We start from the raw sequence: 25,632 nt of genomic DNA, 5'->3' as shown, positions 1-25,632 counted from the left end.
ATTTTTATTGTTTTGTTCGAGTGTCGCTGAACATGTCTGGATGCTGAATGATTCCTGCCGGCCCGACGCAGCCCAAAAAAAAGGCCCCGCCGAAGCGGGGCCTGGTCCAGACACGAAGTCCGGGAAACGACGGGATCAGAAGTTGTACTTGACCTGGGCCGAGATCTGGCGGCCGTAGACGCTGTAGAAGCCGTCATTGAACGGGGTCGATTCGTTGCCCGGGTAGTTGTAGCGCTGGCCTTCCGGCAGCTTGTTGAACACGTTGTTGACCATCAGCGACAGGACCAGATCGTCCTGTGCCTGATAGTTCATGCTCAGGTTGTACGTGGTGTACGAACCCCACTTACCGGCCTTGGCACCGGAAGAGTGGACATAGCCGTAGCTGCGGCCGGTGTAGGCCAGGTAGTTCGGGGTGCTGCCGACGTAGTTGGCGTACACGGTGGTGGTGAACTTGGCGATGTTCCAGGCCACCGACAGATCGCCACGGACCTTGGCGAAGTTGTCGTAGTACCACATGTTGTACGGATCGCTCAGCAGGTCGAGCTTGGCGGCGCCCGGCATCGGCTGCACTTCACGCTTCAGCATGTTCGTGTAGTTGCCGGAGAACATCAGCGAGCCGAAGCGGCCGATATCCTGCTGGTACTTGGCCGCCACCGTCACCGCTTCCAGGTTCTGGCTGGCGACGTTGAGCTTCGGCGTGTACACCCGGGTCAGGTTGCCGCCGGCATCGCGCGAAACCCAGTCGGTGACGTTCTGGCAGCTGGCCGAGGTGTTGTTCGGCAGCCCGTTGTGGCACTGGTACTCGGCCAGCAGCAGCTGGTCGGTGCTGAGGGTCTTGACCTCGTTCTTGATCTTCCAGTTGTAGTAATCGGCCGACAGCGAGAAGTTGCTCACCGGGGCCCACACCACGCCTGCGCTCCACACGTCGGCGGTGATCGGCTTCAGGTCCGGATTGCCGGACTTTTCGCTGTACACCGAGGTGTTCTTGTAGAACGAGCAGGCCTCGTCACGCAGGCCGTAGCCCAGCTGGCTGCAGCGGTAGTAGTCGTTCTGGCCGGACGAGTACGAGCCGCTCATGCCCTGGAAGGCATCGGACAGGGTCGGTGCACGGAAGGCGGTGCCGTACTTGCCGCGCAGCAGCAGGCTCTCGATCGGACGGAATTCCAGACCGATGCTGTAAGTGGCCTTGTCGACGGTCTTGTCGGCGATCTTGAACGCGTCATAACGGCCCGAGGCGCTGACGGTCAGCTTCTCCAGCAGCGGCATGCGCAGTTCGCTGGTGACCGCGTAGTTGCTGCGGTGGCCGGCGCCCGCGACGGCGGTGGTGCCCCACACGTTGCCGTCGACGAAGGCCTGGTCCGGCGAGTAGTCCCAACCTTCGCTGCCACCTTCCAGCACTACGGCCAGGCCGGCGTCACCGCCCGGCAGGCTGAACAGCGAGCCATTGGTCACCTGCACGCGACCAAGGTTCTGCCAGGTCTTGCTGCGGTGGGTGCCGTAGCCGGTGAAGCTGGCGAACTGGTCCGGGGTGATCGGCGAGTAGAAGGCAGCGTAGTTCGGGTTGTAGATGCCGAACGTGGCGGTCGGGTCCTTCGGGTCGGTGTAGGTGCCCAGGCGCGGGCCCAGCACGGTCCGGCCGAAGAAGTCCTCGATCTTGTCCTTCCAGCGCACGAAGCGGTTCTGGTCCAGGCGGTACTCGCCACGGGTGAAGCTGGCGCTGTAATCCCAGTCGCCGACCATGCCCTTGCCGCCCAGGGTGACCTGGTAGGCGCGGCTCTCATCGGAGTTCAGGATGTTGTTGTAGTCGCCCGCGCCGATCTCCTCCGGCGCGAAGGCGCGCTGCAGGTTCACGACCTTGCCTGCGCCCTGGTCGTAGAAGCCACCCATGACCGACTTCGTGCCCCACCACAGGGCGCTGGAGCCGGAGGTGAACTCGGTCTTTTCCTTGCTGTACAGCACGTCGGCGAACAGCTGGAAGTTGTCGTTCACGTCGAAGGTCATCGACGAGTAGAACTGGCCGCTGTTCTTGCCGTTCTTCAGGGTCTTGTAGCCGGCGCTGTACACCGAGCCGCAGGACTCGCCCGACGCGCGCTTGCCGACGACGGTGGTGCCGTCGTACAGGCCTGCCACGTTGGCGCAGCGGCTCGGGTCCATCATCAGCAGCTTGTTGTCTGCATTGGTGATGACGGCGAAGTCGTTCGACGGCACCTGCGCGGTGTAGCCGACCGGGTTGTTCTGCTTGGTGATGTCACGCTGGTAGCCCCAGATCGGGCTGCCGTTCTCGATCTGCACGTTGACCAGCGCGTGGAAGCGGTCGTCGAACGCGTTGAAGCCCTTGGCTGCGCTGAAGCGGATATTGCTGCCGCCGCCTTCGGTGTAGGTGCCGCCACGGACGGTCATCGTACCGCCGTCCATGCGCTCCTTCAGGATGATGTTGACCACACCGGCGATCGCGTCCGAGCCGTACAGCGAGGACTGGCCACCGGGCAGCACTTCGATGCGCTCGACGATGTCGATCGGAATGCCGCTGATGTTGTTGAAGGTGTCGCTACCGTTGTACAGCGCCGGATACGAGAGCATCGGGCGGCCGTTGATCAGGTACTTGGTGTAACCCGGGTTCAGGCCGAACATGCCGGCTGCTTCAGCGCCCTGGGTGAACGAACCCGAGGTCTGGCCACCCTGCAGGCCGCCGGTGGTCAGCGAGGACTGCTGCAGAACTTCAGCAACGCTGCTGAAGCCGCGGGTCTGGATGTCTTCGGCGGTGATGGACATCACCGGGGTCTGGGTTTCAACCTGGGTCTGCGGGATCAGCGAACCGGTGACGGTGATCTTGTCCAGGTTGGTCGCCTTGTCCTGGGCCATTGCCGGGGCGGCGGCCATCAGAGCGGAAATCAGGGCGACGGCGAGCGTGTTGCGACGTGCGGTGTTGCTTACGTATTTCATGTAGTTCCAATAAAGAGCAAAAAACAAAAATCGGCACTGCGCATGCGCCATCGTGCGCGCTGGAAACCAGCTCCGCAGCCCAAAACAGTGCTTCAGGAACGTAACATGAACTTAACAATCTGTGCACGAATCTGTAGCAATCCTGAATTTCAGTCAGGCTACGTCCAGCTTGTATGATGTTGGGTTATTCCCCCTGATACAGCTGGTGCCCGTTGTGAACAGTTCCCCCCGCCGCCCCCATGCCAGCCAGGTCCAGAAGGGACTGACGCCACATGCCCGCATCCGCAATGTCATCGCGGTCGGCTCCGGCAAGGGCGGCGTGGGCAAGTCGACCACCGCGGTCAATCTGGCCGTCGCGCTGCAACAGCTGGGCGCACGTGTTGGCGTGCTGGACGCGGACATCTACGGCCCCAGCGTGCCCGCCATGCTGGGCTTGTCCGGGCGGCCGGAAAGCCCCGACAACAAGAGCATCGAACCGCTTCGCGCGTTCGGCGTGGACACCATGTCGATCGGCTACCTGATCGAAGAGGACACGCCGATGATCTGGCGCGGTCCGATGGCCACCTCGGCAATGACCCAGCTGTTCAACGACACGCTGTGGGATGACCTGGATTTTCTGCTGATCGACCTGCCGCCGGGCACCGGCGACATCCAGCTGACCCTGACCCAGAAGATTCCGCTGGCCGGTGCAGTGATCGTCACCACGCCGCAGGACATCGCCACGTTGGATGCGAAGAAGGCGCTGAAGATGTTCGAGAAGGTCGAGGTGCCGGTACTGGGCATCGTCGAGAACATGGCGGTGCATACCTGCAGCAACTGCGGGCATGTCGAGCATCTGTTCGGCGAGGGCGGTGGCGAGCGCATGGCCGCGCAGTACGGCGTGCCGTTGCTCGGTTCGCTGCCGCTGCAGATCGGCATCCGCGAGCAGGGCGATGCCGGTACCCCGATCACCGTGGCCCAGCCGGATTCGGTCTCGGCCCAGGCCTACCGCCATGCCGCGCAGCGCCTGATCGAGGAAGTGGGCAAGCGCCCGCGGGCGTCGATCCCGATCCTGTCGTCGCTGCTGTAGCACCTCGGCGGGGGGAGGGGCGCCGGCGACGCCCGGCCCCCTGCTAGAATCCTCGCGCCCCCTCGTACCCCCAGGACAAAGCATGAGCATCAAGAGTGACCGTTGGATCCGCCGCATGTCCGAGCAGCACGGCATGATCGAGCCGTTCGAGGCAGGGCAGGTCAAGCAGGCCAACGGCGAGCGCATCGTCAGCTACGGCACCTCCAGCTACGGCTACGACGTGCGCTGCTCGCGCGAGTTCAAGGTGTTCACCAACATCAACTCGACCATCGTCGATCCCAAGCATTTCGACCCGGGCAGCTTCGTGGATATCGTCGGCGATGAATGCATCATCCCGCCGAACAGCTTCGCGTTGGCGCGCACCGTGGAGTACTTCCGCATCCCCCGCGACACCCTGGTGGTGTGCCTGGGCAAGAGCACCTACGCGCGCTGCGGCATCATCGTCAACGTGACGCCGCTTGAGCCGGAATGGGAAGGCCACGTCACCCTGGAGTTCAGCAACACCACGCCGCTGCCGGCGCGCATCTACGCCAACGAAGGCGTTGCACAGATGCTGTTCTTCCAGGCCGCGGCCGATGACATCTGCGAGACGTCGTACCGCGATCGTGGCGGCAAGTACCAGGGCCAGACCGGTGTGACCCTGCCGCGGACCTGAAGATTGCAGGCGGTTTGTGGAGCCGAGCCATGCTCGGCTTCAAGGCGGGGCAGCCGAGCATGGCTCGGCTCTGCATGAACGAAGGCGGCGCAATGCGCCGCCTTCGTTATTTTCCGCGCCCGAACAGCATCGCGATCCCGACACCCACCAGCGCCACCGGCCACCAGGTCAGCAGCAGCTTGGACAGGTTCAGGTGCGTCCAGCCGAGGTTGCTGGCGAGCATGAACAGGCCGATCAGGATCAGCAGGATGGCGGCAACGAGGTTGAATCGCATCGGGTCGGCGAAGGCTCAGGTGTGGGCCGGATATCCTAGCCGTTCCTTCCAGTAGGCGACATGCTGGTCCAGTGCGGCCGCTTCGTAGCGGTGCGCAGGACCGCTGCCCCAGACCGGGCCCGGCCAGGCCGGATCACCGTCATGGCGGCCGATCACGTGGAAGTGCAGCTGGCGCACGATGTTGCCCAACGCGCCGATGTTGATCTTCTCCACCCCGTCGGCGCCCTTCAGGGCCTTGCAGGCGCGATTGAGCTCGGTGCGCAGCTTGTCCTGCTGCTCGCCGTCCAGCTCGATCCACTCGGTGACCCCGGCCAGGCGCGGTACCAGTACCAGCCACGGGAATCGTTCGTCGTTCATCAGCCGCACTTGCGACAACGGTCCTTCGGCCACCAGCACGCTATCGGTGGCCAGGCGTGAATCGAGTTCGAATTCGCTCATCCAAGATGCTCCGAGAAGAAGTCCAGGGTGCGTTGCAGCGCCAGGGCGGCGCTGTCTGGATCATACGCATGTCCGACCTCCCGGTTGAAGGCGTGGTCGGCCGGATAGACGAAGGTGGCCATCTCCGGCAGCTTTTCGCGGTGGGCCTGGACGGCCTCCGGCGGGATGCTCCTGTCCTGGGCGCCGAAGTGGAAGATCACCGGCGCCTTCGGCGTCTCATCGAGGAACTGGACGTTGCGCGCACCGTAGTAGCTGACAGAAGGCAGGCCCAGGCGCACTGCGGACAGCATCGCCACCGTACCGCCCCAGCAGTAGCCGACGGTGCCGACCTTGCCGTAGGGGGCCAGCCGGGTGGCTGCCGCGCGGACCACTTCCAGCGCCCGTTCCATGCCCAGCGCGGCTACCCGTTCCAGCCCCTGCTTCACGCCGTCGGCGTCGTAGGGCAGGGCATCCGGATCGGCCTCGGGTCCATCGACCAGGTCGAAGAACGACGGTGCCAGCACCGCATAGCCCTCGGCGGCGAAGCGCTCAGCCACGCTGCGGATGTGCGGGTTGGCGCCGAAGATTTCCTGCACCACCACCAGCCCGCCGCGCGCGGTGCCCTCGGGGAGTGCCTGCCAGGCCCGTACCGCGCCGTGGTGCGTATCCAGGGTGATCCACTCGGCCATCGTCATCTACTCTCGTTGCAGGGACAGGACTGCATTGTCGGTGCTGCGCCGGTTAGCGCGGTGTCAGCGGCTGTGCGCGATCGGGCGGCTGGCCGTTCAGAGCGAGGTCGCCAACCCCGGTATACTGGCGCCCTTTCAGGCCCCGGCCCCCAGGAACCCCTGCCATGCCGGCAGGGGCCCAGGCCCCCAGAGTCCCGCGATTCCATGTCCCAGCTGAACCCCAAAGTCGGCTTCGTCAGCCTTGGCTGCCCGAAGGCCCTTGTCGATTCCGAGCGCATCCTTACCCAGCTCCGCTCGGAAGGCTACGACATCGTCCCGTCCTACGATTCGGCCGACGTGGTGGTGGTCAACACCTGCGGCTTCATCGATTCGGCGGTGACCGAGTCGCTGGACGCGATTGGCGAGGCGATGAACCAGAACGGCAAGGTCATCGTCACCGGCTGCCTGGGCAAGCGCCCGGAGCAGATCCGCGAGGCGTACCCGAACGTGCTGGCGGTGTCCGGTCCGCAGGACTACCAGAGCGTGATGGAGGCGGTGCACGAAGCGCTGCCGCCCAAGCACGATCCGTTCGTGGACCTGGTGCCCGACTACGGCATCAAGTTGACCCCCCGCCACTACGCCTACTTGAAGATTTCCGAAGGCTGCAACCACAAGTGCAGCTTCTGCATCATTCCGTCCATGCGCGGCAAGCTGGTCTCGCGCCCGGTCGATGAGGTGCTGCGTGAGGCCGAGCGCTTGGTGCGTGGCGGTGTGCGCGAGCTGCTGGTGGTGTCGCAGGACACCTCGGCCTACGGCGTGGACGTGAAGTACGCCGAGAAGATGTGGCGCAACAAGGCCTACCAGACCCGACTGAAGGCATTGTGCGAAGGCCTGTCCGAACTCGATGCATGGGTGCGCATGCATTACGTCTACCCGTACCCGCACGTGGACGAGGTAGTGCCGCTGATGGCCGAGAACCGCATCCTGCCGTACCTGGACATTCCGTTCCAGCACGCCAGCCCACGCATCCTGCGCCTGATGAAGCGCCCCGGCGCGGTCGAGAAGACCCTGGAGCGCGTGCAGAACTGGCGCCGGATTGCCCCGGACATCACCGTGCGTTCGACCTTCATTGTCGGCTTCCCGGGCGAAACCGAGGCCGAGTTCGAAGAACTGCTGTCGTTCCTGGACGAAGCGCAGCTGGACCGTGTCGGCGCGTTCGCCTATTCGCCGGTCGAGGGGGCCACCGCCAACGACCTGCCCGATGCCGTGCCGGAAGAAGTGAAGCAGGAACGCCTGGCACGTTTCATGGAGAAGCAGGCGCAGATTTCCGCCGCGCGCCTGGAAGCCAAGATCGGCACCGTGCAGCAGTGCCTGGTCGATGCCATCGAAGGTGACATCGCGGTGGCCCGTTCCAGGGCCGATGCGCCTGAGATCGACGGTCTGGTGCACATCCAGAACGCCGATCAGGTGCCGCTGCGCGTGGGCGAATTCGTCGACGTGGAAATCACCGAGAGCGACGAGCACGACCTGTATGGTGACGCGCTGGCGACCGCTACCCGCCCGGCATTCGACCTGAAGATGCTGTGACCGCAGCGACGACCGCCGCCGGTGACGGCAGCGGCGCCCGCCGCTTCATGCCGCCGCCGCGTGCGGCGGTCGATCCACGGGTGTTCGCGCACCCGCTGTTTGCCGGCTTGCAGGACTTCCGTGATCTGCTGGACGGTGCGGCATGGCCGTCCATCGCTGCACTTGATGCGCGGCTCGCGCTGCCCGGCAAGCGCTTGGTCGAACAGGACGCCGCGCTGCTGGCCGACGGCCTGCATTACGAAGCGCGCATCGCGCAGGGGCATATCGCCACCCGTGCCGGCAACTGGCACGACCTGTTCAACGCGCTGGTATGGGCCTCCCATCCGCAGCTGAAGCGTGCATTGAACGCGCAGCAATGCCGGCATATCGATGCCATGCCGCCCGGCCAGCGCAATCGCGCACAGGCGGCGCTGACCCAGTTCGATGAAACCGGCGTCATCGTGCGCGCGCGCGATGAGGCGGTGCTGCGCGCGTGGGACCGGCATGACTGGCCTGCATTGTTCGAGCCGTCATGCTGGCAGAGCGGTGACATCGCCATCGCTGTGGTGTTCGGGCATGCGCTGATGGAGCAGGCACTGCTGCCGGGGCGATTGCTGGTCGGCAAGTGCGTGGTGGTGCACGGCGAAGTCGATGATGCCTGCGTTGACGCAGTGACCGCGGCCATCGCCGAGGGCAGGGCAGTGACCGATCCCCTGCAGTTGCGTCCGCTGCCGCTGGCGGGAATCCCGGGCTGGCACCAAGGACAGGATGCCGCCTTCTATGCAGATGCCGCGTACTTCCGCCCGCTGCGGGCCGGCCGCCAGTACCCGCCGCCGTTGCACGGATCTATGTAGAGTCGACTGTCAGTCGACTGCTCTTCGTTCCGAGGTCGTGAACGCCCGACAGAAGGCTTCGGCGAGTCATCAACCGCGATGAGGAGCGCGGTGCGTTTACCGTCCGGCTGCGGAGGTTTGTGCCGCGCTTGGCGCGGTAGTCGACTGACAGTCGACGCTACAGCGGTTCGTATTCCACGCTGATCACCGCGAAGGTGAACTGGCCGCCGGGCAGTTCCACCGAAAATTCATCATCCAGCCGCTTCTTCAGCAGCGCACGCGCCAGGGGGGAATCGATGCTGATCCAACCCAGCCCAGCATCGGTCTCATCCGGCCCGACAATGCGATAGCGGCTGGTCTCACCGCTGTCCACGTTCTCCAGTTCCACCCATGCGCCAAAGAACACCGCCAGCGGATCGGTCGGCGTGGTATCGACCACGCGTAGCGATTCCAACCGCTTGGTCAGGTAGCGCACACGACGGTCGATCTCGCCCAGCTGCTTCTTGCGATAGGTGTACTCGGCGTTTTCCGAACGGTCGCCTTCCGCAGCGGCCGCGGCCAGTGCCTTCACCACCTCGGGGCGGCGCACACGCCATAGGTCATCCAGTTCGGCCTTCAGCCGGGCGTGGCCGGAGGCGGTGATCAGGGCGGTACTCTTTTCTGCAGGGGGACGCCAACGCGACATGTGGTGCGACTTCTTTTCAGGGGAACGATGGGGTCGGATCCTTTTGCAGGAAAGGGATCCGACCCCAGTAGTTGCAGATCAGCGCTTGCCGCCGAAGATGCCACCCAGGATGCCACGCACGATCTGGTTGCCCAGCTTGGTGCCGACGGTGCGCGTGGTCTGCTTGGCCATGGTCTCGATCATGCCCTGGCGGCGCTTGGTGCCGAAGATCGCATCCTTGATCGCCTGGCCGAAACCGCCTTCCTGCGCTTCGTCCTGCTCGCGACTACGCGCGGCCGGTGCCTGCGCCTGTTCGACAGTCTTCTGCGTACGCTGGGCCAGCAGTTCGGCGGCCGATTCACGGTTGATCGCGGTGTCGTAGCGGCTGCCGACCGGGCTGCCGGCACGCACCTGGGCACGCTCGGCCTCGGTGATCGGCCCCATCCGGCAGCGCGGCGGCGCGATCATCGTCTGCTGCACCGGCATCGGCACACCCTTGTCCTGCAGCGTGGACACCAGCGCTTCGCCGGTACCGAGCTGGCTGAGCACCTTGGCCACGTCCAGCTTCGGGTTCGGCACGAAGGTCTCGGCAGCAGTCTTCACTGCCTTCTGGTCGCGCGGGGTGAATGCACGCAGCGCATGCTGCACGCGGTTGCCGAGCTGGCCGAGGATGTTGCCCGGCACGTCATCAGGGAACTGCGAGCAGAAGTACACGCCCACGCCCTTGGAGCGGATCAGGCGCACCACCTGCTCGATGCGCTGCACCAGCGACGGCGGTGCATCGTCGAACAGCAGGTGCGCTTCGTCGAAGATGAAGACCAGCTTCGGCTTGTCCAGGTCGCCCACCTCCGGCAGCTGCTCGAACAGCTCCGACAGCAGCCACAACAGGAAGGTGGAATACAGCTTCGGCTTGAGCACCAGCTGGTCGGCGGCAAGGATGCCGATCATGCCGCGGCCGTCGTGATTGACCCGCATGATGTCGGCCAGTTCCAGGGCCGGCTCACCGAAGAAGTTCTCGCCGCCATCCTGCGCTAGGCGCAGCACCGACCGCTGGATCGCAGCGATGGACTGCGCGCTGACCAGGCCGTACTCGGTGGAGATGTCCTTGCGCTCCTCGGCCACCAGGCCGAGCAGCGCGCGCAGGTCGTCCATGTCCAGCAGCAGCAGGCCACGGTCGTCGGCCAGCTTGAACACGATGTCGAGCACGCCGGACTGGGTGTCGTTCAACTCGAGGATGCGCGCCAGCAGGGTCGGGCCCATCTCGCTGACCGTGGTGCGCACCGGGTGACCCAGCTTGCCGTACAGGTCCCAGAAAATGGTCGGGCTGGCGGCCGGTGCGTAGTCGGCCACGCCGATCTCGGCGGCGCGCTTGAGGAGGTTCTCGGCGCCGGTGCCGGGCACCGCCAGGCCGGACACATCGCCCTTCACATCGGCCAGGAACACCGGCACGCCCAGCCGCGAGAAGCCCTCGGCCAGGGTCATCAGGGTCACGGTCTTGCCGGTACCGGTGGCGCCGGCCACCAGGCCGTGGCGGTTGCCGAGTTTCGGCAGCAGGGTGACGGCCACATCGTCGGTGATGCCTTTGCCGAGCAGAATCGGATCCATGGTCCAGCCCTTGTGGTGAATAGCCAATGTTAACCGCCGGCGGTGACGGTCCGAAGGTCGGCTTGCCCGGACCTTGGCGGCGCCGCTACTCTGCCTGCCTGTTTCGCACACAGTGCCATCAATGCCCGTTCCTGTCCTGATTTCCCGCGGTTGGCCGCTGCTGGCCCTGGCCGGCCTGGTTTCCCTGGCGCCCGACGCCCATGCGCAGCGGGTTTCGGCCCGGGACAAGGTGAAGGTGGATGCGCTGCAGCAGCGCATGACCGTCGCCGAGAAGCGTTACAGCGATGCGCTGCTGCTGGTCGCCAATGCCGACCCCAAGGGCAGCAACGAAGCCGACGCCGCGCTGGAGGACATGGAAGATGTCCTCAACGACTGCGTGAAGCAGAAGGGCTGCCAGATGGGCACCCTGCTGGCCAGCTACAAGCGCCTGCTCAAGCACGACGCCGACGCGGCCGCCAGCGATGACGTGGCCGACGAGGGCGGTGATCGCCTGGAAGCCGACCCCGACCACATCGGCCCGCTTACCGCCGACGTACCGGAGGCCGCGCGCGCTGCCGCGCTGCTGAACGACAAGCGGCACGCCTTCGACAGCATGGTCGAATACAACCCGGCGGTGCAGGCCGGCATCCGCCGCTGGCTGACCGACATGCGCCCGGCGTTGCTGACCAGCTACGAGAACTACCAGAACCTGCGTGCGGTGATGTGGCCGGAGTGGGAGAAGCGTGGCCTGCCTGAAGCGCTGCTGTTCGGCATCATGGCCAAGGAGTCCAATGGCCGCGTGCATGCTTCATCGCGCGCTGGCGCCGCCGGGTTGATGCAGTTCATGCCGGCCACCGGCCGCCGCTTCGGCCTCGGCCCGGATGGCACCGGCTTTGACACCCGCTTCGATGCACGCAGTGCGGCCGAGGCCAGCGCCAGCTACCTCAACGAACGCCTGCGCGAACTGAACAACAACGTGGAAATGTCGGTGGCCGCCTACAATGGTGGCGAAGGCCGCGCCGCGCGCGTGTTCAAGCAGAGCGCCGGGCAGAGCTTCTGGACCGACAGCGTCTACAACCAGTTCCCCGGCGAGACCAAGGACTACGTGCCGATGGTGATCGCCGCGGCCTGGATCTTCCTGCACCCGCAGCAATACGGCGTGGAGTTCCCGAAGATCAGCGCGCAGCCGGCCACGCTGCGCCTGGCCAGGTCGACCACCATCTACGAACTGACCATCTGCCTGGGCAGCCACGGCACCCGCGATGGCTACATGCGCGCGCTGCGCAACCTCAACCCGCGCTATGAGGCCGATGGCTGGATCCCGGCCGGCACGCTGATCAATGCCACCACCCGCATCGCCGGCCTGTACCAGCGCAACTGCGTCAGTGGCCCGCGTGCCGACCTGGCCCGGACGCTGATCACCGCCGATCTGAACGCAGCAATCAAGCGCCCGGCCGCGACCAGCTACACCGGAAGCGTGGCCGTGGGCGGCGTGGTGCCGGTGGCCGATGCGGCCGCGTCCACCAGCGTGCCGACCACGCCGGTCGCTTCGGTGGCCACGCCGCGCCCGGCGGCGCGCCCGAAGCCGGTGCGCAGCCACAAGGTGGGCCGGGGTGAAACCCTGGGCGCCATCGCGGCCAAGTTCCAGTGCGACGTGCCCACCCTGGCCCGCGCCAATGGCCTGAAGGCCCCGGCCTACAGCCTGCGCCACGGCCAGACGCTGAAGCTGCAGGGCTGCGACAAGTAATCCCCCGACCCTGGAATCCGCATGGACCTCGAAGACACCCGCAACCTGTTCGCCAACCTCCGCGAAAACACCGACTGGGACATCACCGGCCCGTTGCTGTGGGGGTACTTCTTCGTGCACTCCACTGCCGAGCCGTTGCAGGCACTGGCGCAGCACCTGCAGGCGCAGGGTTACACCTTCGTGGAATTGTTCGAACAGGATCCGGAAGAGGGCGACGCGCCGTTCCACGTGCTGCATGTGGAGCGCGTGGAGATCCACGACGAAGCCTCGCTTGACCGCCGCAACCAGGAATTCGCAGCGCTGGCCGCGGAGAAGGGCGTGGAAGACTACGACGGCATGGACGTCGGTCCGGCCCCGTCCCTGCAGTAACGCGCGTACCGGTAGTGCCGGCCGCTGGCCGGCAATGCTCGACGCGTTGGATCAGCGGAGATGCCGGCCAGCGGCCGGCACTACCGAAGCCTCAGCGCAGCTTCGCCAGCGCCTGGCCCAGCTGCACCGGGCTTTCAGCGCCCAACTGCGGGGCGAAGTCAGCCACGCCCGGCGGCAGCAGCACGATCACGGTGGAGCCGTAGTTGAAGCGCGCCATCTCGGTAAAGCGCTCCAGCCTGATGCCCTGGCCGCGGTAGTCCTTGCGGGTGATGCGGTCGCCATAGTGCGGAATCTCCTCGCCGCTCCACACGGTTTCCACCCCGGACACCAGCAGCGCACCGACCATCACGCTGACCATCGGGCCGAAGCTGGTGTCGAAGTGGCAGACCAGGCGCTCGTTGCGGGCGAACAGGCGCGGTACGCCGTTCACTGCCGCCGGACCAACGCTGAACAGGCGCCCCGGCACGTGCACGGTCTCACGCAGGGTGCCGGTCCACGGCATGTGCACGCGGTGGTAATCGCGCGGCGACAGGTACACCGTGGCGTAGAGCCCATCGTTGTATGGCTTGGCGTCCTCGTCACTGCCCAGCAGTTCGGCAGCGGTGAACGACTGGCCCTTGGCCTGGAAGATGCGGCCGGCCTCGATCTTCCCCAGCTGGCTGATGCGGCCGTCGGCCGGCATCACCAGGCTGCGCGGATCGGCGTCAGCCACGCGCGCACCCGGCTTCAGCGCACGGGTGAAGAACTGGTTGAAGGTCGCATAGCTGCGCGGGTCCGGGTTGGCCGCTTCGTCCAGGTTGACGTTGAACTTGCGGGTGACCGTGTCGATCAGCCAGCGCGATACGCGCGGATCGTCCGAGTACGCCAGCGAACGCGCCATCGAGGACAGCAGGCGGTGTGGCAGGGCGTACGTCAGGGCGGTGGTGAGGCTCATGGGGCGGTTTTCTCGGTCAGCTTCTGCAGGTCGCGGGCAATGGCCGGCGCGTTGAACGGGGGGCGTACCAGGCCGGCAAGGCGGCCCTGCGGGTCGAGCACGGCCAGGCTGGCCGAATGCTCGACGGTGTAATCCTCGGGGTTCTCGTCGAAATGCTTGCCCGGCACCTTCTGGAACACGAAGCCCAACGAGGTGGCGAAGCGCTCCAGCGAGGGAACGTCAGCGGTGGCGGCCAGGGTGTCCTTGTGAAAACCGTGCACGTACTCGCCGAGGCGGGTGGCGCTGTCGCGGTCGGGGTCGACCGAGATGAACAACACGCGTGGGCGCAGGCTGTCGGGCAGGGCTTCCCACTGGTTCTGTGCGCCGGCCAGCTCGGCCAGGGTGGTCGGGCAGACGTCCGGGCAGAAGGTGAAGCCCAGGAATACCAGGGTCCAGTGGCCCTTCAGTTCGCCCGGGATCAGGCGGGTGCCGTCGGACTGGGCCAGGTTGAAGTCGGGCAGTTCGCGCGGCTGCGGGTACAGCGTGATCGCTTCGGTGGCCGGGGCATTGGCCGGCGGCTTCGGCGCGAACAGCTGCTGGGCGGCCAGCAGGCCGAGACCCGCCGCCAGGGCGATCAGCAGGATGATGCCGGCGTTGCGATTGAACATGGGGGCTCCCGCGCGAAGTGGGCCCCATCATACCGGCTGTGGCCCGAATCGTTTCCGCCGCAACGGATGCCGCCACGGGCGCCAGCCCCTATAATCGGGGGCCACTTTGCCCGCAGTACCGCCATGACCGCTGAAACGGCCGCCGAACTCCACACGATCATCGATCTGATCCGCTACGGCACCAGCCGTTTCAACGAAGCCGGACTGACCTTCGGGCACAGCTACGACAATGCGCTGGACGAGGCCACCCAGCTGGTGCTGCACAGCCTGCACCTGCCGCATGACCTCGGCCCGGCCTATGGCCAGGCGCGCCTGCTGCAGGCCGAGAAGCTGCGCGTGCTGGAGCTGTTCCAGCGTCGCATCGACGAACGCATCCCGGCTGCCTACCTGACCGGTGAGGCCTGGTTCGCCGGCCTGAGCTTCAAGAGCGACAAGCGCGCCCTGGTGCCGCGCTCGCCGATCGCCGAACTGATCGAATGCGGCTTCGAGCCGTGGCTGGCCGGCCGCGATGTCAGCCGTGCGCTGGACCTGTGCACCGGCTCGGGCTGCATCGCCATTGCCATGGGTCACTACTACCCGAACTGGGAAGTGGACGGCGTCGACCTGAGCGACGATGCACTGTCGCTGGCCGAAGAAAACAAGGAGCGCCTGCAGGCGCACAACGTCACCCTGCTCAAGTCGGACCTGTTCAACGGCCTGACCGGTCGCCACTACGACCTGATCGTCACCAATCCGCCGTACGTCACCAACGACGAGACCGATGCCCTGCCGCAGGAGTACTCCTACGAGCCGGAAATGGGCCTGCGTGCCGGCGACGACGGCCTGGACCTGGTGCTGAAGATCCTGCGCGACGCCCCGCTGCACCTGAGCGAGGACGGCCTGCTGATCTGCGAAGTGGGCGAATCCGAGCAGCACCTGATCAAGCTGCTGCCGGAAGTCGACTTCGCCTGGATCGAGTTCAAGGTCGGCCAGATGGGCATCTTCGCGGTCGAGTGCCGCGAGCTGATCGCCCACAGCGCGCGCATCACCGAACTGGCGGCGCAGCGCCCGTGAGCTCCAATTCGTTCGGCAAGCTGTTCACCGTCACCACGTTCGGCGAGTCGCACGGGCCGGCCATCGGCTGCGTGATCGATGGCTGCCCTCCGGGGCTGGCGCTGGACGCGGCCGAATTCGCCCACGACCTGCAGCGTCGCGCCACCGGCAAGAGCCGCCACACCTCGGCGCGTCGCGAGGCCGATGAGGTCGAGATCCTGTCCGGCGTATACGAGGGCCTGACCACCGGCACCCCGATCGCGCTGCTGATCCGCAACACCGACCAGCGCAGCAAGGACTACGCCAACATCGGCCAGCAGTTCCGGCCGGGTCATGCCGACTACAGCTACTGGCACAAGTACGGCATCCGTGACCCGCGTGGTGGCGGCCGTTCCTCGGCACGCGAGACCACCATGCGCGTTGCCGCCGGCGTGGTCGCCAAGAAGTGGCTGGCCGAGCGCTTCGGCGTGACCGTGCGTGGCTACCTGTCACAACTGGGCGACGTCACCCCGGCCGGTTTCGACTGGTCGGCGGTGGAAGACAATCCGTTCTTCTGGCCGCACGCCGAGCAGGTGCCCGAGCTGGAGGCGTACATGGATGCGCTGCGCAAGTCCGGTGACTCGGTCGGTGCGCGCGTGGACGTGGTCGCCGACAACGTGCCGCCGGGCTGGGGCGAGCCGATCTACGGCAAGCTCGATGGTGAACTGGCCGCTGCCCTGATGAGCATCAACGCAGTGAAGGGCGTTGAGATCGGCGATGGTTTTGCCAGTGCCGCGCAGAAGGGTACCGAGCACCGCGACCTGCTGACGCCGCAGGGCTTCGCCAGCAACCATGCCGGCGGCATCCTCGGTGGCATCTCCACCGGCCAGCCGGTAGTTGCGTCGATCGCCCTGAAGCCGACTTCCAGCCTGCGCCTGCCGGGCCCGTCGCTGGATACGGCCGGGAACGTGGTCGAGGTGGTCACCACCGGACGCCACGATCCTTGCGTCGGCATCCGCGCCACGCCGATCGCCGAGGCGATGGTGGCGATGGTGCTGATGGACCAGGCGCTGCGCCATCGCGCGCAGTGTGGCGATGTCGGCACGATCACCCCGCGCATTCCCGGGCAGATCGATGGCTGACACGCGGCCGACGGTGTGGGTGAGCCAGCCGCTGATCGAGGCGGCCATCGCGCCGTTGCGCGATCGCGTACAGCTGCGCAGCACCGACACCGTTACCGCTTGGACGCCCGCGCAGATCGCCGAACAGCTGGCCCGCGCCGACGGCGCGATCATCACCCTCAACGAGCGCATCGGTGCGGCCCAGGTGGCCGGCGCCGCGCAGCTGCAGGTGATCGCCAATGTCGGCGTCGGCTACAACAATCTGGATGTCGACGCGCTCAGTGCGGCCGGCATCCTCGCCAGTAACACGCCGGACGTCCTGACCGAGACCACCGCCGATCTCGGCTTCGCGTTGCTGATGGCCACTGCACGCCGGATCACCGAGTCCGAGCGCTGGCTGCGCGAAGGCCAGTGGCAGCAGTGGTCGTTCCAGACCATGCTGGGCGCGGATGTCCATGGCAGCACGCTGGGCATCCTCGGCATGGGCCGCATCGGCCAGAGCATCGCACGCCGCGGTGCACACGGGTTCGGCATGAAGGTGCTGTACCACAACCGTTCGCGGTTGCCGGCCGATACCGAGGCGGCGCTTGGCGCGACCTACGTGGACCTGGACACGCTGCTGGCGGAGTCCGACCACCTGGTCACGGTGCTGCCCTACACCCCGGCCTCGCATCACATCATCGATGCGGCGGCGCTGGCGAAGATGAAGCCGTCAGCCACCCTGGTGAACATCGCCCGCGGCGGCATTGTCGACGAACTGGCGTTGGCCGACGCGCTTGCCCGAGGCCGTCTGGCCGCTGCCGGCCTGGATGTCTACGAGGGTGAGCCGGCGGTGCGCCCCGAACTGCTGGCGCTGCGCAATGTCGTGCTCACGCCGCACATCGGCAGCGCCTCGCTGGCCACGCGCACGGCGATGGTACAGCTGGCCGTGGATAATCTGGTTGCCGGGCTCGGCCTGGACGGCGGCCCGTCGCGCATGCCGAGCGCGATCAACGCTGATGCGGCGATGGCCGCGCGCGTGACGCTGGGCAAAAAAACCGGGAAACGATAGGGAACCTCCGCGCGCCCCGCTTGAGGAGGTTCCCCGAACCCAGCTGTCGTGCGTGTTTCTTCCCCATTCCCGTTTTCGTGAGAGTTCCCCCATGAGCAATGCACAGCGCAGTTTCCACGTCGCCGTCGTCGGTGCCACCGGTGCGGTCGGCGAGACCATGTTGTCGATCCTGGCCGAGCGTGGTTTCCCGGTCGGTACCCTGAGCGTCCTGGCTTCCGAGCGTTCGGCCGGCGGCGAGATCGAATTCAACGGCCAGAAGGTCAAGGTGCAGGACCTGGCCACCTTTGATCCGAGCGGTGTCGAGATCGCGCTGTTCTCGGCCGGTGGCAGCGTGTCCAAGGAATACGCACCGAAGTTCGCCGCTGCCGGTGCGGTGGTGATCGACAACTCTTCGGCCTTCCGTTACGACGATGACGTGCCGCTGGTGGTGTCCGAGGTCAACCCGGAGCAGGTCGCCAACCGTCCGCGTGGCATCATCGCCAACCCGAACTGCTCGACCATGCAGATGCTGGTGGCACTGGCGCCGCTGCACCGCAAGTACGGCATCGAGCGCATCAACGTCTCCACCTACCAATCGGTGTCCGGCGGCGGCCGTTCGGCTACCGAGGAACTGGGCAAGCAGACCGGCCAACTGCTGAGCTTCCAGGAAATCGATCCGCAGCGCTTCCCGGTGCAGATCGCCTTCAACCTGATCCCGCACATCGACGACTTCCAGGACAATGGCTTCACCAAGGAAGAAATGAAGCTGATCTGGGAAACCCGCAAGATCCTCGGCGACGACAGCATCCTGGTGAACCCGACTGCGGTGCGCGTGCCGGTGTTCTACGGCCACTCCGAGTCGGTGGCGATCGAGACCCGCGACAAGGTCACCGTCGCCGAAGCGCGCGCGCTGCTGGAGCAGTCGCCGGGCATCGAAGTGGTGGATCGTCACGAAGCCGGTGGTTACCCAACCCCGGTCACCCACGCCTCGGGCACCGACGCGGTGTACGTCGGCCGCATCCGCGAGGACCTCTCGCACCCGCGCGGCCTGAACCTGTGGATCGTGTCGGACAACGTGCGCAAGGGCGCGGCGTTGAATGCCGTGCAGCTGGCCGAGCTGGTCGCCGCCGAGCAGCGCTGATTACAGCGGTTGCCTCACCGGTAGTGCCGGCCGCTGGCCGGCATTGCCGTGATCCTTGTGCCGGAGTGCACGCCGGCCAGCGGCCGGCACTACCTCAAGGGTCTTTCCGGTGGGTGCGGACCCCGGTCCGCACGCTTTATAGTGTCGCCCATGAATAAACGGGCCAGGGGCGCAAAGCGCCCGCTCCTCTATCTTTCCACCGCGCTGCTGGCCCTGGCCAGCAGTTCGGCACTCGCATTGGGCCTGGGAGACATCCGTGTCCTGTCCAAGTCGGGGCAGCCATTGCTGGCCGAAATCCCGGTGGTGTCGGCGGACCCGTCCGAACTGGAAAACCTGCGCGTGGCGCTGGCCTCGCCGGTCACCTTCGAACGCGTCGGCCTGCGACGGCCGACCGGGCTGGTCAGCGAGCTGCAGTTCGAGCTGACCCGCAATGCGCAGGGCAGGGCGGTGGTGCGCGTCACCTCGCAGGCCCCGGTGGAGACGCCATCGCTGAGCTTCCTGATCGAAGCTGACTGGGGCCAGGGCCGCCTGGTGCGCGAGTACTCCGCGCTGGTCGACGCGCCGTCCAGCGCGCTGGCCGTGGCCGAGCCGGAGATCGTCGCGCCGGCAGGCACGCTCTCCAATACCATCGTGCGCGAACCTGCACCGGCTTCGGCAACGGTGCCAGCGGCAGAGGCGCCCACTACGCCGCCACCTGCGGTGGCGCCTGCACCGGCACGCCCGCGTGCGGCCTCCGCGCCGGTCGCTGCACCGGCGGTCGATGGCAGCGTCACCGTGCAGCGCGGTCAGACCCTGTCGCAGATCGCCAGCGCGGTGGCGCGTGGCAACCAGGTCAGCCGCGACCGCGCGATGATCGCCCTGCTGCGCGCCAATCCCGAAGCCTTCATCCGTGGCAACGTCAATCTGCTCAAGCAGGGCGCGGTGCTGCGCATGCCGGGCAGCGATGCGCTTGCCGCTGTCGATGCCGCCGAGGCCGCCGCGCTGGTGCGCGAGCACGCCGCGCAATGGCGGCAGGCGCGCACCGTGCCGCAACCGGCGGGTGCGGTCGCGCCGGCCGCCAAGGCGGCAACCGCGAACGCTTCTTCCCCGGCTGCCGCCAACGGGGCACGACTTGAGATCGCTCCGGCGCTGGCGTCCGACGCCGCGCACGCGGGCACAACCACCGGCACCGCTGCCGGCAGCGAGGGTGACATGCTGGGCAACGAACAACTGCGACAGGCGCGTGAGGACATCGCCACCCGCGATGCCGAGATCGGTGAACTGAAGCAGCGCGTGGCTGATCTGGAGAAGCTGAAGGAGCAGCAGCAGTCGTTGATCGCGATGAAGGACAACGACCTGGCTGCCGCGCAGCAGCGCCTGGCACAGGCGCCGGGTTCCCGTGATGCGGCAACGCCGTGGTACTGGCTGGTGCTGCCGGTGCTGCTGTTGGCGGCGGGCGCGGCCTGGCTGCTGCGTCGTCGCAAGCCGTCGCCGCTGCCGCCGCTGCGTGAGGAAGACGATGCCGCCGGCCTGGCCGCTGCGGTGCCGGCAGGTGCGGCGCTGGATACGCTGGCCGAGCAGTCCTCGTGGTCGCCGGCTGTTGCCGACAATGGTCGCCAGGAACCGGCGATGCCTGCCTGGGCGACCGAAACCGAAGTACACGACGTGGTGGTCGCCGAACCCGTCGCCGAGCACGCGGTGCGGGCCGAATGGCAGGCCGAGACACTGCGCGATGAGGACGCGGTGGCATTGCCCGAAGCGGTGACCGATCTGCCGCGCTGGGACGATTCCGCAACCACCGGCGACGAGGTTGTCGTCGCCGAGCCGCTGCAGGACGAACGCGTTGTACCGCAGGCGCCGGCCGAAGTGGCGGTGCCGGACTACGCACTGCATGCCGAACAGCAGCCGCAGTTCCGCGGAGTGTTCGATCTGCCGGCTGACGCGCATGAGAACGAGGCTCCGGCGGATACCGTACATCCCGAGGCCATCGACAGCATCGACCATGGCAGCGTCGACGCTTCTTATTCCGACGATATCGCGCCGAGCGCGGCCGCGCCCGCCGGCGACGCGGGCTGGTCGCCGCGTGCCGGCCAGGAGCGCCTGGAACTGGCCATTGCCTACCTCGATCTGGGCGACGCGCAGACTGCGCGCACCCTGTTGCTGGAAGTCGCCGAAGGCGGTGACCTGCACAGCCAGGCCCAGGCCCGCGAACTGCTGGCCCGCCTGCCGTGACCGAACCTGCCGACAAGGATCCTGCCATGAGCCGCGAGCGTCGCATCGACTACGTTGAATTCGCTTCCAGCGACCCGGCCGCAAGCCGCGCCTTCTTCGAGAAGGTGTTCGGCTGGTCGTTCGTCGATTACGGCAGCGACTATACGGCGTTCGACGATGGCCGCCTGCAGGGCGGCTTCTTCCGCGGCCAGCCGCAGCGGGCCAGCGACAGCGGCGCACCGCTGCTGGTGCTGTATGCCGACGCACTGGCACCGGTCGAGGCCGCCGTGCGCGACGCCGGCGGCGAGATCGTGCGCCCGGTGTTTTCCTTCCCCGGTGGCAGCCGCTTCCAGTTCGTCGAGCCCGGTGGCAACGAACTGGCGGTCTGGTCCGAACGCGATCCGGCCTGAGCGCCGCCCCATACGCAATATCGAGGTAGCACATGCGTTACGCGCTTGGCGTCGAATACGACGGCAGCGATTTCAGGGGCTGGCAGAACCTGGGCGAGGGCGGTCCCAGCGTGCAGGCCAGCCTTGAGCAGGCCCTGTCGTCGGTGGCCGATACGCCGCTGCAGGTGGTCTGCGCCGGCCGCACCGATGCCGGCGTGCATGGCCAGTGCCAGGTCGTCCATTTCGATACCGACGTGGTGCGCGACCCGCGCGCCTGGATGCTGGGCACCACCACCCGCCTGCCGCGCTCGATCGCGGTGCGCTGGTGCGTGCCGGTGGCCGACGATTTCCACGCCCGCTTCTCGGCACGCGCGCGCCGCTACCGCTACCGCCTGCTCAATCGCGAGGTGAGGCCTGCGCTGGACCGGCAGACCCTCAGCTGGGAGCGCCGGGCGCTGGACGAGACGCTGATGCACGCCGCCGGCCAGGCCCTGATCGGCGAAAATGACTTCAGCGCGTTCCGCTCCGTGCAGTGCCAGGCGCTGCACGCGCGGCGTGAGCTGCAATCACTGCAGGTCAGCCGCCAGGGCGAAGTGATTGAAGTGGCCGTGCAGGGCAATGCATTCCTTCATCACATGGTCCGCAATATCGTCGGATCGTTGATCCTGGTGGGCAGCGGTGAAAAACCGGTGGAATGGATCGCCGAACTGCTGGCCGGGCGCGATCGCACCGTAGCCGGTCCCACCGCACCGCCGCAGGGCCTGGTGTTCCTTGGGCCCCTGTACCCCGACAACTGGCATCTGCCCGCCGAGGTCACGCTATGAGCCGCTCCTACTACCGCACGCGCATCAAGTTCTGTGGCATGACCCGTGCCGGCGATGTCCGCCTGGCCGGTGAGCTGGGCGTGGACGCAGTGGGTTTCATCTTTGCCCGCGAGAGCAGCCGCCGGGTTGCTCCAGCCGAAGCACGCGCGATGCGCCAGGCGATCGCGCCGATGGTCGATGTGGTGGCCCTGTTCCGCAACAACAGCAAGGAAGAGGTGCGCGAGGTGCTGCGCACGGTGCGGCCAACCCTGCTGCAGTTCCACGGCGAGGAAGACGAGAGCTTCTGCCGCAGCTTCAACATGCCCTACCTGAAGGCGATTGCCATGGGGGGCCGGGAAGAGGTCAATGCGCGGACGTTGCAGCTACGTTACCCCAGCGCGGCGGGGTTCCTGTTCGACAGCCATGCGCCGGGTGGCGGTGGCGGTACCGGCGTGGCCTTCGACTGGGGCCGTATCCCGACCGGCCTGCACCGGCCGTTCCTGCTGGCCGGTGGCCTGAACCCGGAAAACGTCTACGACGCTGTGCTTGCCACGCTTCCCTGGGGCGTGGACGTGTCCAGCGGCATCGAACTGGAGCCGGGCATCAAGGACGGCTACAGGATGCGCACCTTCGTCGAGGAAGTGCGCCGCGCCGACTGCACCGTGCTGGAGTAGGACCGGGAGGCTGCGGCGTCACGTTACCTGAGCTGGCCAGCGACCCAGCCCGCCAGGGCGTCGACGCGTGCGTCGGCCTGGCCATCCGGCCGCGCCAGCACCCAGAAGCCGCCGGTGGCGGTAAATCCCCACGGTGCGACCAGCCGGCCTGCGGCCAGGTCTTCGGCCACCAGCGGCTCCGGTGCGATCGCCGGGCCCAGCCCGGCTACCGCGGCTTCCAGCAGGTAGTACAGGTGCTCGAAGGCGGTGCCCAGCTGCAGCTTCGACACGTCCAGATCGTGCGCCTGTGCCCATGCCGGCCATGCCTGCGGCCGTGAGCTGGTGTGCAGCAGCGTCTCCTGCAACAGCGCCGACGGCGGTGCATGCCGCAGGCGCTGCGCGGCCGGATGCGATGGCGCCACCACCACGCCGACCCGTTCCGGCGCCAGCTCGCGTACCTGCCAACCTCGTGGCCACGGGCCCTGCGCCAGCAGCAGCACGGCGTCCAGCGCCGCCTGCGCTTCGGTGAAACTGCCATCCAGTGCCGACCACTGCAGGCGCACGCCGGGCAGGGCAGCCTGCAATGCTGGCAGTCGTGGAATCATCCATCGCGCCAGCACGCTGCCACTGCAGCCCAGTACCAGCGCCGGGGCTGCTGCCGGCCGCCGCAGTTCGCGCACGCAGTCTTCGATGCCGCTGAAGGCCTCGCTGCATGCTGCCTGCAGCCGCGTGCCCGCAGCGGTCAGGCGCAGGCCACGGCCGGCCCGCTGGAACAACGCCAGGCCAAGGTGATCCTCCAGCAGCTTCAACTGCCGGCTGACCGCGCCGTGGGTGACGTGCAGGTCCTGCGCGGCGCGCCCAACGCCGCCAAGGCGGGCCGTCGCTTCGAACGCGCGCAGCGCATTGAGGGGAGGCAGCAGGGAACGGCTCATGTGAGATTTCCTGACGATATGCGCCAGATAATATCCATTTTCCGGTCATGACCCGTGCGCTAGAGTATCCACCTGTCTGAACCACCGGTCGTATCCATGTCTGCCTCCCCCATTGCCGACTATCACGCCTTCCCGGATGCCCAGGGCCACTTCGGCCGCTATGGCGGCAGTTTCGTTGCCGAAACCCTGGTCGGCCCGCTGCAGGAACTGGCCCAGGCCTATGACCAGGCGCGCCAGGATCCCGCATTCCAGCTGGCCTATGACCGCGACCTGGCGCACTACGTGGGCCGGCCGAGCCCGATCTATCACGCCCAGCGCCTGAGCGATCACGTCGGTGGCGCGCAGATCCTGCTCAAGCGCGAGGACCTGAACCACACCGGCGCGCACAAGATCAACAACACCATCGGCCAGGCCTTGCTGGCCGCGCGGATGGGCAAGAAGCGCATCATTGCCGAGACCGGTGCCGGCCAGCATGGCGTGGCCAGTGCCACGGTTGCCGCGCGGCTGGGCCTGGAATGCGTGGTGTACATGGGCGCCACCGACATCGAGCGGCAGAAGATCAATGTTTACCGCATGAAGCTGCTGGGCGCGACGGTGGTGCCGGTCACTTCCGGCTCGGCCACCCTGAAGGACGCACTCAACGAAGCGATGCGCGACTGGGTGACCAACGTGCAGGACACCTTCTACATCATCGGCACCGTGGCCGGCCCGGATCCGTATCCGCGCATGGTCCGTGACTTCAATGCCATCGTCGGCCGCGAAGCGCGTGAGCAGATGCTGGCCGAATACGGCCGCCTGCCGGATGCGATCACCGCCTGCGTGGGCGGCGGCAGCAATGCGATCGGCCTGTTCCATGCCTTCCTCAACGACCGCCAGGTCGAGATCGTCGGCGCCGAAGCCGCCGGTGACGGCATCAACACCGGCCGCCACGCCGCTTCGATCGCTGCCGGTCGCCCCGGTGTGCTGCACGGCAACCGCACCTATGTGCTGTGTGACGACGACGGCCAGATCATCGAGACCCACTCGGTATCAGCCGGCCTGGACTATCCGGGCGTCGGCCCGGAGCACGCGTTCCTGGCCGATACCGGTCGCGCACGCTATCTGGGCATCACCGACGAGGAAGCGCTGCAGGCCTTCCACCTGCTGGCGCATACCGAGGGCATCCTGCCGGCACTGGAATCCAGCCATGCGCTGGCGCAGGCGATCAAGCTGGCGCGTGAGCGACCGCGTGACCAGATCGTGCTGTGCAATCTGTCCGGCCGTGGCGACAAGGACGTGCACACCATCGCTGCGCGCGAAGGGCTGGTGCTGTGAGCGCGCGGCTGCGGAACAGCGGGGTGCTTCTGCTGGTGCTGGGCCTGGCCGCGTGCCAGCCGCCGGAACCGCCAGTGCTTGCGCCGGCTGCCAAAGCCACCGCGCAGCCCGCACAGCAGCCGGCCGCCAACGATGACCTCGACCCGATGGCGCGTACGCCGATCGTCGATCCGCCGTCTGCGGAAGAGAGCAACGGCGACAACGCTCCCGCCGTCGCCTCGGTTGCACTGGACCATGCCGGCGAAGTGCTGGTTGGCCAGCACATGGGGGACCTGAAGTCACTGGGGCCCTGGAAGGCACAGGGCGCGAAAGAGTTCTTCGAAGGCGACTGCGAGTACTACGACGGCAGGGGGTTGCCGCCGGGCGTGTCGATGATGACCGACGACGACCGCGTGGTCCGATTTGATCTGAAGCCGGGCGACGACCCGGAGCTGCCGGTTGAACAGCCCGGTCCATTCGGCCTGCGCATCGGCATGACCCGTGCCCAGGCCATGGCGCAGTTCCCGAAGCCGCCGGTATCCAGCCCGCATGCCTACGACGGTGACCAGGGCGAGTACCTCACCTGGCAGGACCCGGGTTCGGACCTGGGCATCCGCCTGGAACTGTTTGAAGGGAAGGTCACCCGGATGTACTGGGGAACCAGCGATGCGATTGAACTGATTGAAGGATGTGCCTGAG

General features: G+C 66.8%; 25 protein-coding genes. 16 read left to right on the top strand and 9 right to left on the bottom strand.

Annotated features, from left to right (window positions below; translation table 11 throughout):
- Positions 1–135: 135 nt before the first annotated feature.
- On the bottom strand, positions 136–2,943 hold the full coding sequence (locus AC5P8Y_RS01920; RefSeq protein WP_288416475.1) for a TonB-dependent receptor plug domain-containing protein: 2,808 nt from the start codon (positions 2,941–2,943) through the stop codon (positions 136–138).
- 214 nt (positions 2,944–3,157) lie between these two features.
- On the opposite strand from AC5P8Y_RS01920, the gene apbC reads away from it, so the two are divergent.
- Together apbC and dcd are read left to right on the top strand one after the other, a co-directional pair.
- A complete protein-coding gene (apbC, locus tag AC5P8Y_RS01915) occupies positions 3,158–4,012 on the top strand; it encodes an iron-sulfur cluster carrier protein ApbC (RefSeq protein WP_164133457.1) in 855 nt (284 codons plus the stop codon).
- Between the two features lie 82 nt (positions 4,013–4,094).
- A complete protein-coding gene (gene dcd / locus AC5P8Y_RS01910) occupies positions 4,095–4,667 on the top strand; it encodes a dCTP deaminase (RefSeq protein WP_010483020.1) in 573 nt (190 codons plus the stop codon).
- 106 nt (positions 4,668–4,773) lie between these two features.
- On the opposite strand, the gene AC5P8Y_RS01905 is transcribed toward dcd, so the two are convergent.
- The 3 genes from AC5P8Y_RS01905 to AC5P8Y_RS01895 are packed head-to-tail and all read right to left on the bottom strand — an operon-like array spanning position 4,774 to position 6,047.
- A complete protein-coding gene (locus AC5P8Y_RS01905) occupies positions 4,774–4,941 on the bottom strand; it encodes a LiaI-LiaF-like domain-containing protein (protein WP_005410498.1) in 168 nt (55 codons plus the stop codon).
- A gap of 15 nt (positions 4,942–4,956) precedes the next feature.
- A complete protein-coding gene (locus AC5P8Y_RS01900) occupies positions 4,957–5,379 on the bottom strand; it encodes an HIT domain-containing protein (protein ID WP_005410497.1) in 423 nt (140 codons plus the stop codon).
- Positions 5,376–6,047 carry a dienelactone hydrolase family protein gene (locus AC5P8Y_RS01895; RefSeq protein WP_495201839.1) on the bottom strand — a complete coding sequence of 224 codons (672 nt, stop codon included), beginning with the start codon at positions 6,045–6,047 and terminating at the stop codon, positions 5,376–5,378. Before AC5P8Y_RS01895 ends, AC5P8Y_RS01900 begins: the two co-directional genes overlap by 4 nt.
- 204 nt (positions 6,048–6,251) lie before the next feature.
- Here AC5P8Y_RS01895 and rimO point away from each other — a divergent pair, with 204 nt between their 5' ends.
- Together rimO and AC5P8Y_RS01885 are read left to right on the top strand one after the other, a co-directional pair.
- A complete protein-coding gene (gene rimO / locus AC5P8Y_RS01890; protein WP_033834538.1) occupies positions 6,252–7,613 on the top strand; it encodes a 30S ribosomal protein S12 methylthiotransferase RimO in 1,362 nt (453 codons plus the stop codon).
- Positions 7,610–8,446, top strand: a complete 837-nt coding sequence (locus AC5P8Y_RS01885) for a DUF3025 domain-containing protein (RefSeq protein ID WP_049403598.1) — start codon at positions 7,610–7,612, stop codon at positions 8,444–8,446. Before rimO ends, AC5P8Y_RS01885 begins: the two co-directional genes overlap by 4 nt.
- A 157-nt stretch (positions 8,447–8,603) precedes the next feature.
- Here AC5P8Y_RS01885 and greB read toward each other — a convergent pair whose 3' ends face one another.
- Together greB and AC5P8Y_RS01875 are read right to left on the bottom strand one after the other, a co-directional pair.
- Positions 8,604–9,110 carry a transcription elongation factor GreB gene (gene greB / locus AC5P8Y_RS01880; protein WP_012480898.1) on the bottom strand — a complete coding sequence of 169 codons (507 nt, stop codon included), beginning with the start codon at positions 9,108–9,110 and terminating at the stop codon, positions 8,604–8,606.
- Positions 9,111–9,188: 78 nt separating this feature from the next.
- The gene (locus AC5P8Y_RS01875; RefSeq protein ID WP_049403599.1) at positions 9,189–10,694 is read right to left on the bottom strand and encodes a helicase HerA-like domain-containing protein; all 1,506 of its coding nucleotides are present in this window, start codon (positions 10,692–10,694) and stop codon (positions 9,189–9,191) included.
- Positions 10,695–10,815: 121 nt separating this feature from the next.
- Here AC5P8Y_RS01875 and AC5P8Y_RS01870 point away from each other — a divergent pair, with 121 nt between their 5' ends.
- Complete coding sequence (locus AC5P8Y_RS01870; RefSeq protein WP_049403600.1) at positions 10,816–12,420, top strand: transglycosylase SLT domain-containing protein; 1,605 nt, start codon at positions 10,816–10,818, stop codon at positions 12,418–12,420.
- Between the two features lie 21 nt (positions 12,421–12,441).
- Positions 12,442–12,789, top strand: coding sequence for a ribonuclease E inhibitor RraB (locus AC5P8Y_RS01865; protein WP_005410490.1), 348 nt, complete (start codon positions 12,442–12,444; stop codon positions 12,787–12,789).
- A 91-nt stretch (positions 12,790–12,880) separates the two neighbouring features.
- Here AC5P8Y_RS01865 and asd read toward each other — a convergent pair whose 3' ends face one another.
- Complete coding sequence (gene asd / locus AC5P8Y_RS01860) at positions 12,881–13,723, bottom strand: archaetidylserine decarboxylase (RefSeq protein ID WP_033834535.1); 843 nt, start codon at positions 13,721–13,723, stop codon at positions 12,881–12,883.
- Positions 13,720–14,370: an SCO family protein gene (locus AC5P8Y_RS01855; RefSeq protein ID WP_005410488.1), complete on the bottom strand. Its 651-nt coding sequence runs from the start codon at positions 14,368–14,370 to the stop codon at positions 13,720–13,722. The genes asd and AC5P8Y_RS01855 overlap by 4 nt, the downstream gene beginning before the upstream one ends.
- A gap of 123 nt (positions 14,371–14,493) precedes the next feature.
- On the opposite strand from AC5P8Y_RS01855, the gene prmB reads away from it, so the two are divergent.
- The 8 genes from prmB (at position 14,494) to AC5P8Y_RS01815 (ending at position 22,729) form a co-directional block, all read left to right on the top strand.
- A complete protein-coding gene (gene prmB / locus AC5P8Y_RS01850; protein WP_005410487.1) occupies positions 14,494–15,423 on the top strand; it encodes a 50S ribosomal protein L3 N(5)-glutamine methyltransferase in 930 nt (309 codons plus the stop codon).
- Positions 15,420–16,523, top strand: coding sequence for a chorismate synthase (gene aroC, locus AC5P8Y_RS01845; protein WP_033834534.1), 1,104 nt, complete (start codon positions 15,420–15,422; stop codon positions 16,521–16,523). Before prmB ends, aroC begins: the two co-directional genes overlap by 4 nt.
- Positions 16,516–17,553 (top strand): 2-hydroxyacid dehydrogenase, encoded by a 1,038-nt coding sequence (locus AC5P8Y_RS01840; RefSeq protein ID WP_033834533.1) that lies wholly within the window; start codon positions 16,516–16,518, stop codon positions 17,551–17,553. The genes aroC and AC5P8Y_RS01840 overlap by 8 nt, the downstream gene beginning before the upstream one ends.
- 91 nt (positions 17,554–17,644) lie before the next feature.
- A complete protein-coding gene (locus tag AC5P8Y_RS01835) occupies positions 17,645–18,673 on the top strand; it encodes an aspartate-semialdehyde dehydrogenase (RefSeq protein WP_005410484.1) in 1,029 nt (342 codons plus the stop codon).
- 150 nt (positions 18,674–18,823) lie between these two features.
- Positions 18,824–20,884, top strand: coding sequence for a FimV/HubP family polar landmark protein (locus tag AC5P8Y_RS01830; RefSeq protein ID WP_495201831.1), 2,061 nt, complete (start codon positions 18,824–18,826; stop codon positions 20,882–20,884).
- 26 nt (positions 20,885–20,910) lie between these two features.
- The gene (locus AC5P8Y_RS01825; RefSeq protein WP_005410482.1) at positions 20,911–21,273 is read left to right on the top strand and encodes a VOC family protein; all 363 of its coding nucleotides are present in this window, start codon (positions 20,911–20,913) and stop codon (positions 21,271–21,273) included.
- 32 nt (positions 21,274–21,305) lie between these two features.
- A complete protein-coding gene (gene truA / locus AC5P8Y_RS01820; RefSeq protein WP_012480891.1) occupies positions 21,306–22,076 on the top strand; it encodes a tRNA pseudouridine(38-40) synthase TruA in 771 nt (256 codons plus the stop codon).
- A complete protein-coding gene (locus AC5P8Y_RS01815) occupies positions 22,073–22,729 on the top strand; it encodes a phosphoribosylanthranilate isomerase (RefSeq protein WP_005410480.1) in 657 nt (218 codons plus the stop codon). Before truA ends, AC5P8Y_RS01815 begins: the two co-directional genes overlap by 4 nt.
- Before the next feature lie 23 nt (positions 22,730–22,752).
- Here the strand turns inward: AC5P8Y_RS01815 and AC5P8Y_RS01810 are convergent, their stop codons facing one another.
- Positions 22,753–23,640, bottom strand: coding sequence for a LysR family transcriptional regulator (locus AC5P8Y_RS01810; RefSeq protein WP_033834847.1), 888 nt, complete (start codon positions 23,638–23,640; stop codon positions 22,753–22,755).
- 96 nt (positions 23,641–23,736) lie between these two features.
- Between AC5P8Y_RS01810 and trpB the strand changes: the two genes are divergently transcribed.
- Positions 23,737–24,954 (top strand): tryptophan synthase subunit beta, encoded by a 1,218-nt coding sequence (trpB, locus tag AC5P8Y_RS01805; RefSeq protein WP_005410476.1) that lies wholly within the window; start codon positions 23,737–23,739, stop codon positions 24,952–24,954.
- Positions 24,951–25,631, top strand: coding sequence for a hypothetical protein (locus AC5P8Y_RS01800; RefSeq protein WP_033834846.1), 681 nt, complete (start codon positions 24,951–24,953; stop codon positions 25,629–25,631). The genes trpB and AC5P8Y_RS01800 overlap by 4 nt, the downstream gene beginning before the upstream one ends.
- Position 25,632 lies beyond the last annotated feature (1 nt).

Source organism: Stenotrophomonas sp. YJH_SMC_12-1, assembly GCF_059370935.1.
The sequence above is the reverse complement of the archived record's forward strand: the minus strand, read 5'-3'. Positions and strand labels throughout refer to the sequence as shown.

Bases quoted from the DNA above. Each gene is read 5' to 3' on its own strand.
- AC5P8Y_RS01920 (WP_288416475.1), bottom strand. From the start codon at position 2,943: ATGAAATACGTAAGCAACACCGCACGTCGCAACACGCTCGCCGTCGCC.
- dcd (WP_010483020.1), top strand. From the start codon at position 4,095: ATGAGCATCAAGAGTGACCGTTGGATCCGCCGCATGTCCGAGCAGCAC.
- AC5P8Y_RS01905 (WP_005410498.1), bottom strand. From the start codon at position 4,941: ATGCGATTCAACCTCGTTGCCGCCATCCTGCTGATCCTGATCGGCCTG.
- AC5P8Y_RS01900 (WP_005410497.1), bottom strand. From the start codon at position 5,379: ATGAGCGAATTCGAACTCGATTCACGCCTGGCCACCGATAGCGTGCTG.
- AC5P8Y_RS01895 (WP_495201839.1), bottom strand. From the start codon at position 6,047: ATGGCCGAGTGGATCACCCTGGATACGCACCACGGCGCGGTACGGGCC.
- rimO (WP_033834538.1), top strand. From the start codon at position 6,252: ATGTCCCAGCTGAACCCCAAAGTCGGCTTCGTCAGCCTTGGCTGCCCG.
- greB (WP_012480898.1), bottom strand. From the start codon at position 9,110: ATGTCGCGTTGGCGTCCCCCTGCAGAAAAGAGTACCGCCCTGATCACC.
- AC5P8Y_RS01875 (WP_049403599.1), bottom strand. From the start codon at position 10,694: ATGGATCCGATTCTGCTCGGCAAAGGCATCACCGACGATGTGGCCGTC.
- AC5P8Y_RS01870 (WP_049403600.1), top strand. From the start codon at position 10,816: ATGCCCGTTCCTGTCCTGATTTCCCGCGGTTGGCCGCTGCTGGCCCTG.
- AC5P8Y_RS01865 (WP_005410490.1), top strand. From the start codon at position 12,442: ATGGACCTCGAAGACACCCGCAACCTGTTCGCCAACCTCCGCGAAAAC.
- asd (WP_033834535.1), bottom strand. From the start codon at position 13,723: ATGAGCCTCACCACCGCCCTGACGTACGCCCTGCCACACCGCCTGCTG.
- AC5P8Y_RS01855 (WP_005410488.1), bottom strand. From the start codon at position 14,370: ATGTTCAATCGCAACGCCGGCATCATCCTGCTGATCGCCCTGGCGGCG.
- prmB (WP_005410487.1), top strand. From the start codon at position 14,494: ATGACCGCTGAAACGGCCGCCGAACTCCACACGATCATCGATCTGATC.
- AC5P8Y_RS01840 (WP_033834533.1), top strand. From the start codon at position 16,516: ATGGCTGACACGCGGCCGACGGTGTGGGTGAGCCAGCCGCTGATCGAG.
- AC5P8Y_RS01835 (WP_005410484.1), top strand. From the start codon at position 17,645: ATGAGCAATGCACAGCGCAGTTTCCACGTCGCCGTCGTCGGTGCCACC.
- AC5P8Y_RS01830 (WP_495201831.1), top strand. From the start codon at position 18,824: ATGAATAAACGGGCCAGGGGCGCAAAGCGCCCGCTCCTCTATCTTTCC.
- AC5P8Y_RS01825 (WP_005410482.1), top strand. From the start codon at position 20,911: ATGAGCCGCGAGCGTCGCATCGACTACGTTGAATTCGCTTCCAGCGAC.
- truA (WP_012480891.1), top strand. From the start codon at position 21,306: ATGCGTTACGCGCTTGGCGTCGAATACGACGGCAGCGATTTCAGGGGC.
- AC5P8Y_RS01815 (WP_005410480.1), top strand. From the start codon at position 22,073: ATGAGCCGCTCCTACTACCGCACGCGCATCAAGTTCTGTGGCATGACC.
- AC5P8Y_RS01810 (WP_033834847.1), bottom strand. From the start codon at position 23,640: ATGAGCCGTTCCCTGCTGCCTCCCCTCAATGCGCTGCGCGCGTTCGAA.
- trpB (WP_005410476.1), top strand. From the start codon at position 23,737: ATGTCTGCCTCCCCCATTGCCGACTATCACGCCTTCCCGGATGCCCAG.